Below are 10171 nucleotides of genomic sequence, written 5' to 3'. Positions count from 1 at the left end.
TCCAGGCCGTTACTGCTGCAATTGATGGCGACGATCTTGCCGTGGTTGGTGCCGAAATAGATTATTCCGTTAAGAAATATTCTACTACAAGACTTCGGCAATCCAGACACATCTCAAACTCTTCAGTTATCTCAACTTATGATTTCAAGTGAAGAAGCCTGCTGGCAAGGCTGTAATGGCGATCTCTCGTGCTATAATTGCTTTCAAACTTACGATTCATATGAGTTTGCCTCTTTTCGAGATTCATACCCGCTCTTTGAAAAAAGAATCAGTTCTTTCTGCGGACTTTGAACGCAAGGCTTTCCGGTTGCTAATCCATGTTCTTTGTCTAGTTCACTCGTGTGGCATGTTTGTGCGAAAGATACTTCAAAAACAGAGATCTAAGGGACCTGAAAAGGGAGGTGAACCCAGTGAGGAAAATAGCCGTTTTTCTGCTTGCACTGCTGTCGTATTCATTGGTTTTCTGTGGCGGACCCGAAATCAATTCCGCCACCGCTCAAGAAAAGATAACTCTGTTCATCAATGGAACAGTGGTGACTGTGGATGAACAGATGACCGAGGCGCAGGCCGTGGCCGTTAAGGGCGACAGAATCATCGCCGTCGGTACGAACGAAGAAATCGTCAAATTCATCACCGAAGATTCCGAGGTTATCAATTTGAAGGGCAAAACCCTTATGCCGGGATTTGTCGAGGTTCATTCTCATCCTTTCGTCAAAATGGTCGTTGAAAGCGCCATGGTCGATATAAGGCCCGCCGTGGGTTATACCGACGGCGAGAAGATCATGGACATGATCGAAGAAGCCGTCGCGAAGGCCGAACCAGGTGAGTATTTGGTCTTCTTCGGCTGGGATCCTCTCCTGCAAAAGGGTTTAAAAAACCCCACAAAGAAAGAACTGGATGCGATAGCGCCCAACAACCCTCTTTTCATCTGGGGAAACAGCGTCCACATAGGTTTCGCAAATTCGATGGCTTTCGAGCTGGCGGGTATAACCAAAGACACACCAGATCCCGTCGGCGCTATGGCGGGAACCTTCGGAAGGGATGAGAACGGCGAACTCGATGGAAGGCTCGATCAGGGCGGTCCGATTTCCATGTTGATAAAGAATTACCTGCTCGAATATTTCGGAGGTCCCCAGCAGCTGGCAGAGGCCGTTTACCATGGGTGGCTGGTCAACGCGAGCGACGGAGTCACCACTATAAGCGACAACGTTCTCGAGAAAGATATACTGACCCTGTATCAGTTAACGGAGCGGCTGCAAAAGACTCTTCGTCTGCGCGGCTACGCGGTGGATTACAAAAACATAGTCATACCCGATGATAGCGAAATGATAAAAATGGTCGGCGGAAAGCTTTTCATCGACGGAAGCCCCTGGACCGGGACGATATCGATGAGAGAGCCTTATCTGGTGAACGATACGACCACGGGAATCATGGATACTCCGGCCGGTTATATGCAGGAGCCCTACGTAACCCGGCAAGAGTTGCAGGATTTCATAGACGACATACTAATAAGGGGAATCTCCGCGGCGATACATGCAGAAGGAGACCTTGCCATCGACTGGGCTATGGATGCGATCGAGGCCGGGTTGCAGAAGTATCCGACCGCCGATCACCGCATCCGTCTCGAACACGTTCCCATGATCCGCGACGATCAGCTCGAAAGGGCGAAGAGGCTGGGAGTGGCCGTGAGCTTCCTTATGGCGCACGTACGGTACTGGGGAGATGTTATTCCCACGCTCGTGGGTGAAGAAAGAGGACAGCGCTGGTGTCCTGTGGCTTCTGCGGTGAAGTATGACGTCAGTTACTCGTTCCATTTCGACGGACCGACTTCGCCCAACAAGCCCCTGGAAAGTTTGCAGACGGCCGTAACCAGGGAAACCGTGAACGGTCGGATACTCGGACCGGAGGAATGCATTTCGATCGATGAAGCTATACGCGGCTACACGATAAACGCCGCTTATCAGTTGTTCATGGATAAAGAAATAGGCAGTATAGAGGTTGGGAAGCTCGCCGACCTGATCATCCTGAGCGAAAACCCCAGAGAGGTAGATCCCGAAAAGATATCCGAGATCGAAGTGCTGGCGACTTACATAAACGGAGAAGTCTTCTGGAGCAAAGACTCTCGACTTATCCATTTCTAGTTAAAGAAAAGAGGGAGGATTAAACAAATAGCCAGTAGCCGCCACTGGACAGTCTACTTTCTAAGAACGGTTGGTTCTTCGGCTCTTCCGTGGTCGCGAGCGAGACACGGACACTTCTTTTGCACCATATAAGGCAACGTTAGTGTTATCCGGTCGCAAACATGGTATATTCTAAGAAACACGGAAAAGAGGTGGGGAAATGGAGTTGATTCGCCTCAAGTATGATGGTAACATCTACTCTATAACGGATACTTTGCCTTTCTCGGTAGCGATTCTCGATCAGATTTACGACGGAGACCTCAATCTCTGCCTTGAGGATCTCGGCGGGACGAAGATCGAACCGGACCTCGAAACTCTCAAGTCTTTAATAGCAGCTTTCGAGGATATTGTCGAGCCGGAGATTTACGCCCCCATAGAGTACCTGGAGTTCAACGAGTACATGAACGAGTGCGGACTCACGGTGAAGAACTTCGCGAGAGGTACTTTCGGCGGTTTCCAGGACAAGATACTTTCCATCGCCGATCGAGGCGATTACGAAAGCGCACAAAAGTTCCTCGATCTTTTAATGGATGCGAACGTTGACAAAGCCACTCTGTGCGAACTCAAGGGCAACATCTATCTTGAAGAAGGAAACGAAGAGGAGGGTATAAGATGGCTTCAGCAGGCCCTTATGATCGATCCCTCGCTTTTGAGTGCACACTCCTTCCTCGGTCAGACCTATTACAACCGGGGGGAATATGACAAGGCCGCACAATACTGGAATCGTGAGATCTCGATAGCCCCCGACCATCTAGTAACGTATTTCATGCTGACCGATGCCTATATACAAGCCGGTAGAATAGACGAGGCGATGAACGTTCTCAGGACGCTCTCCCAGCGTGACCCCTCAAGTATCCTCACCAAGGCCGAAATGGTTGAGCTGTGTCAGAAGGCCGGCGATTTCGAACAGGCAGGCAAGATCGAAGAGGAGATACTCAATTCCCGACCTGTCTATATAAACGACGTCGAAGTTTGGGCCAAGACGCAGTTCAGATATGGCCGCTTTGACACTGTTCAGGAACAGGTTCTGGAGTTTCTAAAGAAAGAACCGGAAAAGCCCGAGCTGAAGATGCTTTTGGTGGTAACCTTCATGAAACTCAAGAACTGCGAGGAAGCCAGAAGGCTCATGAAATCCTTTGAGAAGGGCCAGCTCTGGTACTTCTACGGAAAGAAGGAGCTTTTCAACGAATTTCTCACAGAAGAAGAGAGAAGACAGTGTGGTATCCTCTAGCGCTGATCGTACCGATTTTTTTTATTTTTGGGCTGGTTTTCGGTAGTTTTTCTAACGCTCTTATCTATAGAATACCATCGAAGGAGTACACGATATTCAAGCCCAGAAGAAGCATATGTCCTTCGTGCAAGCACGAGCTGGCCTGGAAGGATAACATCCCGCTTTTCAGTTATCTCACCCTTAAAGGAAGATGCAGGTACTGCGGCTCGAGAATATCGCCCCGATACCCTCTCGTAGAGCTTATGACGGCCTCGCTTTATGCGCTCAACGCCGCGCTCTTTCCACTGTCTGAGGCGATTTCGCTTTCTCTTATGGTAACCGGGCTAGTTGTTTCCGCCTTCATAGATCTGGAGCATTACATGATACCCGATTCGGGAGTGATACTGGTGGGGCTGGGCAGTTTCTTCTGGGCCTTCTTCCGGGGCCGTTTCCCGGAGAATCTTATAGGAGCGCTTATCGTAACCGGTGCCATGGTGGCTTTCTTTCTTATCGCCAACCAGTTCCGGAAGGATAGTTTCGGTTTCGGCGATGTCGAGCTTCTGGCGGTGCTCTCACTGGCCACGGGGATACTAGGCTCTCTGTACACTATCATGATAGCAGCCTTCGTAGCACTGGCCTCTTACGCGATCGCATCGGCCGTCAAAAGGCGAAAGTTCGACAGGTTGGCCCAACTTCCCTTCGGTCCGTTCATCGCATCGGCCGGGTATCTGACGGTACTGGTACTTGACCTCATAGAAGGACTGTACGCATTTTGAGTACAAAAGACTGGAGAACTCTTCTGAACGAAGCAGCGGATGAATTCTGTACTTTTCTCACAGAGAGAGGAATGAAGTGTGTCGTAGAGGGTGGCGGTGAGTATTTCGTACAGATCAGAACGATATATCCCACTAAAATATACAGTAACTCAAAGGGAGACAGAAGGATCGTGGTCGAAGGCCGACCCGGACCGGCGGAAAAAGCCCGGTTGATCTCCCTTTGGGAGGAGTTCAACGGCCACAGCTTCAAAGGGGTTAATATCTTCGTGGACGGGAGTTGCCGTGGCCAGGTATCCTCTTACGCCGCAGTCATTATTGAAAACGGATTAGTGATTGGGATGATCTCGGGCTGTTTCAGGGATGGCGCCGGTATGCGGAACGTCGCGGGAGAGATAGTGGCGGTCGAAAAAGCCGTGGAGTTCTGTTTGAAGAAGTCCATCACGGCAGTGAAGATCCACTACGATTACGAAGGGCTTTGTGGATGGGCAGAGGAATACTGGCAGGCGAAGACACCGCGCACAATCGAGTACAGAAAGCGCATGAGAGAGATCTCAGAAAGTCTCTCGATAAAGTGGGTGAAAGTAAAGGCACACAGTGGGAATTCTTACAACGAAATGGCCGATAAACTCGCAAAAAAAGCACTGCAGGAATGTAAGATGGTGTAATTTCCATGGTACTCTTGCACTGTCATCCCGTAGTAAAAAGGCTAAAGTGTAATCAGGGCACCGTCCTGCAAATACGAAAACCCAGGCCGCTGTATGTTTCAGTGGGCGAGTAGTTGCCGCGATTCGCCACACGTGCGCACGTCGCGACTTTGTACCAGCTGCCGCCACGCTCTACCCGGTAGGAACCAGCAGTACCGTTGTATGGATTTATCTTTGTTGTCTCTGTGTAATCGTACCACCAGTCGGAACACCACTCCCACACATTTCCGGACATATCGTAGATACCCAGCTCGTTGGGAGCCTTCTTCCCGACTTCGTGAGTTTTATCCTCGGAATTCGAATAGTACCAGGCCACCTCATCTACATCATCGCTACCGGAATACATGTATCCATTGCTATCGTTACCGCCACGGGCTGCGTATTCCCATTCCGCTTCAGTAGGCAATCTGTATCCGGGTACCTTTGTTATGTCTGTCGTTACTTTTCCGTCTTTGTTCAATAGATTTCCGATGGTGTCGTACGCTTTGGGAAGTCCTTCTTTCTCACTCAACCAGTTGCAGTATGCTATCGCGTCCCGCCAGCTCACGTAGATTACAGGTCTGCTTCCCCTTCCCCAACCCGAGTCGCTTGGTTTGCTCCGGCCTGTAACCTCGCAGAAGGCGTCGTATTCGTCGAAAGTAGTTTCATACTTGCCGATGTAAAAGTCGTATGTGAGAGTTACCTCGTGAACCGGTCTGCAAAAATCCACTAAGTCCCCAAATTCATCTCCCATCATGAAAGTTCCACCCTCGACGAGTACCATTTCTCCGACTCCCGTCGAATATGCAAAGCTCCAGCTTACTATGTTGGAGTAAGCACCTTCGTTGTCCTGCGCCCTGACCTCAAACTTGTGAGGCCCTTCCGAGTAACCGTTCCACGTGTAACTCGTACCCGTACCGTTACTCTCCCAGCTCCAGTCGTCCTTCCTGAATAAGTAATTTTCTATAATTCCATCGGGGTCACTTCCAGTCCAGGTGAAGGTGCTGCCGTTTTCTGAGGTCTCTCCGTTTGGACCGCTGACCTTCGCCACGACAGGTGGCTGGTTTGCTTTGTTATATGTAAAGATCCAGCTCACTGCGGTCGAATACTTCCCATTATCATCCTTCGCCCTGACCTCAAACTTGTGAGGCCCTTCCGAGTAACCGTTCCAGGTGTAACTCGTATTCGTGGCGTTACTCTCCCAGCTCCCTTCATCTTTTCTGTATTCGTACTTAGTTATCGTTCCGTCATATTCCTTTCCAGTCCAGGTGAAGGTGCTGCTGTTTTCTGAGATCTCTCCGTCTGGACCGCTCACTTTATTAACTTCTGGAGGTTCGTTCTTAACATATCCTTCCTTCCAAAACCAGGGACATCCTGTTATAAGAAGTATTACAACCGCTAGCAGTAAAAACAAAAAAACCGAAATAAACGACTTCTTCATTACCCCACCTCCATAAGCGAGGCCTCGCACTCGAAGTAAACACTTGAAGACTCAGACAATACACTGCAAGGGGTGCAATGCACTCATAAGACTAATATAGCAGTTATTACATACTGCACAAAGGAATATTCACTCGTGTGAATTTCAATTTCTGCGATTCGTTTATCGGTGGATAAGCCCTGTTCATCGCTTTCTATCAGTCGTCTAGTCTGGCACGCATAAACTTATCTTCCGGCCCGGAGATGAGTGTCGCCGATCGTCATGAGTTTCGCGGGGCGCCATCAATCATCGTTCAAGGTTCTCTTTCCGTAAACTGCAAGAACGGCCTGTTCAATATGTGCGATTTCCTCGTCCGACAGAAAGTCGAAGTGGCTCTTGCGTTTCTGTGCAGAAAGCCTGCCGTTGTTCTGCAGGCAAAAGCGGATGAAGAGGTCTATCAACCGGTCGGGCATATCAACGATTTCCTGGATGGCTTTCTTTGTCTCATCGTAGCTGGCCAAAAACGCCAATTCCCGGGGGAGTTCCTCCTCTATGGTCTGATCGATGAATTTGAAGAGCGCCTCCACCTGGGGCGTCATGTCGATATAGCGGTACCACCTGGCGGTATCGTTGTGAACGGTCATGCTGCCTTCTTTATCGAGCGAGTAGTCCACCAGAGGCATAATATGACGTGAGAAGGCTTCCAGAGAGGCGTCATAGTCTTCAGGGTTCTTCAGCATCGACGCCGATATGGGAAACATGACGCCTTTGGGCGTAAAGCCCCGGCGGGCAAGAATGTTATGGATCAGAAAACGGTGAATTCGACCGTTGCCGTCTTCGAACGGGTGCAGAAAAGCGAACCCGTAGGCGATAACGGCGGCGTGAACCACGGGGGACACATCGCTTACGTCCATACACTTATGGGCGGTTACCAGGCCCTCCATCAGGTCGGCCAGATCCTCAGGCTTCGGACATGCGAAATGTATTCTTTCCCTCTGCCAGGCGATTGTCTCTCCGACATAGTTCTGGACCGTCCGGTAATCGGAGTCTCGAAACCGTTGATCGACAATTCGATTCTGAAGTTCGATCAAGCGCGGTTTTTCGCAAAAGTCTTCCTGCTCGGCCAGCTGGAGCAGCGCTACAAATCGCCCGGTTCTGGTCGATGTTGGCTTAATATGTTCGATCTCAAAAGAGGATTTTGTCTCCCTGGTGTACAGATAGCCTAGCGCCCTCCTCAGCAACTCCGGCGAATAGCCAGCCACAGCCCTGCGGCATCGCCCGGGAAGATCGGCCGTTTCAAAGCTTCGAAGGGTTTCTGTACGGCGAACCGTCGGGCAAAAGCGTGGGTCACCCAGCAGATTGTCGTTGACTCTCTGACGACGAATCTGGCGGGCCGTACTGATCGTGTAGTACTCATCCGGCTCAAGCAGATCGATGTAGTTACCCCGCCTCACGTCATCGAGAGGAAGCGTTTTCCCGGTCAGAAACTCGTACAGATACCACAGCCGCCTGGCGTATTTGCCGGTCGGCCTGGAGCGGACATATTCGAGAAAATCTTCCTCTGCAACTACCTGAAAGAGGCTGGCGAGTATCGCGAGATTAGTCCCGTCATATTTGAGCGCAAATTCAAGGTGATCGCCCGGTGTATCCCCAGGCCAGTACCTGGGAGGATATACCTCCTCGACTATGCCCTCGCTCGAGTCGATCCTGTGGATTCCACCGGTAGTCACCAGGGACCTGTGCCAGTTCGGAATGACATCCAAGTCATATCGCTCGATAAGCGCCGCATACCCAGCGAGTCTGTCAGCCGATCTATCCCGATCGATTTCAGCCATAGCTTCCTCCGGAAAAATGATTACAACACAAGAATTATCGTTATATTTTAGCACAAGTCAAGAAAAACAATTACGAAAATCAGGGGATTCACCAGGGCCGTCCTTCGAAAGGGCGAGAAGAGGAGAGAGAAAGAGAGAGTGAGAGAAAAGAGAGAGCGAAAATGGGGACTGACCGGCTCCTGTGGTCTGTACCCGATTTTCGCATTACCAACAACCGCTCCTATCATCCCACATTGGTTCTCGCTCAACAAGAATCCGATGGCGAATGAGCCCTCGGAAGTAGCTTCGTTTCCATCCCACATTGGTTCTCGCTCAACGCGAAACATCAGCTTGTTTTCTGGGAGGTGGAGAAATGGTTTCCATCCCACATTGGTTCTCGCTCAACCACTACTATCGAAAGATCAAGCGGTTCTTCTACTGGGTTTCCATCCCACATTGGTTCTCGCTCAACTTCAGATATTGGTAATCTATAAATTAAGCTACCATGTTTCCATCCCACATTGGTTCTCGCTCAACCAAGAAAGAAAGCGCGAGAAGGTTCTTCTTCAACCTGTTTCCATCCCACATTGGTTCTCGCTCAACTAATATTTTCTATGATATGAGATTAACCCCTCATGCGTTTCCATCCCACATTGGTTCTCGCTCAAAAGAGCCGTCCATCGTCAGTCGTCCCGGAGCATGGACCCGTCCTTCGAAAGGGCAAAGAGCGGTTCATCGTTCTTGGTTCATGAGTCAGCTCTCTCCGAGGACGATAGAGATGCTGGATCGGAGTCCGGCATGACGGGAAGGGAGTAAAACTGTCATCCCGCGCCCCGTGGAGCCTGTCCTGAAATGCTCCCCCACACTGTCATCCCGTTGTGCTCTAAAACGGGATCTCGCTCTTACCGACGATTTTCGCACTGTTGCTCTTTACCACTCACTACTCACCACACACCACTCACAACCGCTCCTATCATCCCACATTGGTTCTCGCTCAACCAGAGAAGAGGTCGAGAAGAGAGTAGAAGCCTACGGGTTTCCATCCCACATTGGTTCTCGCTCAACTCGGAAGAACCAGTTGCAAGAGTTGAGAAAGTCCTCGTTTCCATCCCACATTGGTTCTCGCTCAACGGAACGAAGTGGTGTGGGCAAGCCCTAACTACAAGTTTCCATCCCACATTGGTTCTCGCTCAACGCGATGGCAGTGATAGATGCTATGAAGCGATATAAACGTTTCCATCCCACATTGGTTCTCGCTCAACCAGGCAGTGGAACTACATGACGGCAATGATGACCGTTTCCATCCCACATTGGTTCTCGCTCAACAAGAAATGGTATATGTTAGAAGGTACTAAAGAAGTTTCCATCCCACATTGGTTCTCGCTCAACTGGGAGGAATATAAATGAAAGTAAGCAGTCTTACTACGTTTCCATCCCACATTGGTTCTCGCTCAACGCATGGGGTCGTACAGCGTACCCCTTCCGTTCCTCTGTTTCCATCCCACATTGGTTCTCGCTCAACTGAAAATGCGGATTTCTAGTATTCTTCTGAAACTCGTTTCCATCCCACATTGGTTCTCGCTCAACGGGAAACCGGGGGTCGCTCTTTTTGTCCTCACAAACTAGTTTCCATCCCACATTGGTTCTCGCTCAACTTGGGTCTTCATGACATAATAGGTGGAGCATTTGCTACGTTTCCATCCCACATTGGTTCTCGCTCAACATATCTGACATATAAATGGGGTGAGAGGCTATGAATCGTTTCCATCCCACATTGGTTCTCGCTCAACCAAGTACACACACGAGAAATTAAGTTCGGGTGTGAAACGTTTCCATCCCACATTGGTTCTCGCTCAACCAACTAACAAAAGGATTTCGGAATTTTCCTCCGAAAGTTTCCATCCCACATTGGTTCTCGCTCAACCCGGAGGAGTACAAATGGAATAAATAGAACTACGTCCTGTTTCCATCCCACATTGGTTCTCGCTCAACACCGGCTTCCAGACGGCTTCATTGTTTGTCCGGCTCGTTTCCATCCCACATTGGTTCTCGCTCAGAAGAGCCGTCCATCGTCAGTCGTCCCAGACC

Annotated in this window: 6 protein-coding genes and 2 CRISPR repeat arrays; of the genes, 4 read left to right on the top strand and 2 right to left on the bottom strand. The window is 50.0% G+C overall.

The annotated features are described in order from the left end of the window. Positions 1-410: 410 nt before the first annotated feature. From PKX57_RS10005 to PKX57_RS09990, 4 genes are all read left to right on the top strand, one after another. Positions 411-2141: an amidohydrolase family protein gene (locus PKX57_RS10005; protein ID WP_213922943.1), complete on the top strand. Its 1731-nt coding sequence runs from the start codon at positions 411-413 to the stop codon at positions 2139-2141. A gap of 199 nt (positions 2142-2340) precedes the next feature. After that, entirely contained in the window at positions 2341-3411 is a 1071-nt protein-coding gene (locus PKX57_RS10000; protein WP_213922942.1) for a tetratricopeptide repeat protein, read from the top strand. Then, positions 3396-4166 carry a prepilin peptidase gene (locus PKX57_RS09995; RefSeq protein ID WP_472417096.1) on the top strand — a complete coding sequence of 257 codons (771 nt, stop codon included), beginning with the start codon at positions 3396-3398 and terminating at the stop codon, positions 4164-4166. Before PKX57_RS10000 ends, PKX57_RS09995 begins: the two co-directional genes overlap by 16 nt. A 71-nt stretch (positions 4167-4237) precedes the next feature. Then, the gene (locus PKX57_RS09990) at positions 4238-4831 is read left to right on the top strand and encodes an RNase H family protein (protein WP_213922940.1); all 594 of its coding nucleotides are present in this window, start codon (positions 4238-4240) and stop codon (positions 4829-4831) included. A 52-nt stretch (positions 4832-4883) separates the two neighbouring features. Here the strand turns inward: PKX57_RS09990 and PKX57_RS09985 are convergent, their stop codons facing one another. After that, on the bottom strand, positions 4884-6290 hold the full coding sequence (locus PKX57_RS09985; protein ID WP_472417094.1) for a formylglycine-generating enzyme family protein: 1407 nt from the start codon (positions 6288-6290) through the stop codon (positions 4884-4886). 281 nt (positions 6291-6571) lie between these two features. After that, positions 6572-8104: a Fic family protein gene (locus PKX57_RS09980; protein WP_472417092.1), complete on the bottom strand. Its 1533-nt coding sequence runs from the start codon at positions 8102-8104 to the stop codon at positions 6572-6574. A 219-nt stretch (positions 8105-8323) separates the two neighbouring features. Further along, a CRISPR array of direct repeats spans positions 8324-8752; the repeat unit is 30 nt; unit sequence GTTTCCATCCCACATTGGTTCTCGCTCAAC. Between the two features lie 299 nt (positions 8753-9051). Continuing rightward, positions 9052-10141: direct repeats of the CRISPR family, unit length 30 nt; unit sequence GTTTCCATCCCACATTGGTTCTCGCTCAAC. Positions 10142-10171 lie beyond the last annotated feature (30 nt).

The sequence above is a fragment of the Mesotoga sp. genome, from assembly GCF_035363035.1.
GTDB lineage: Bacteria > Thermotogota > Thermotogae > Petrotogales > Kosmotogaceae > Mesotoga.
Note: the sequence above shows the minus strand (reverse complement) of the source record. Positions and strands in the feature narration are given on the sequence as shown.

Coding starts and splice junctions, on each gene's coding strand:
- PKX57_RS10000 (WP_213922942.1), top strand. CDS start 2,341: ATGGAGTTGATTCGCCTCAAGTATGATGGTAACATCTACTCTATAACG.
- PKX57_RS09990 (WP_213922940.1), top strand. CDS start 4,238: ATGAAGTGTGTCGTAGAGGGTGGCGGTGAGTATTTCGTACAGATCAGA.
- PKX57_RS09985 (WP_472417094.1), bottom strand. CDS start 6,290: ATGAAGAAGTCGTTTATTTCGGTTTTTTTGTTTTTACTGCTAGCGGTT.
- PKX57_RS09980 (WP_472417092.1), bottom strand. CDS start 8,104: ATGGCTGAAATCGATCGGGATAGATCGGCTGACAGACTCGCTGGGTAT.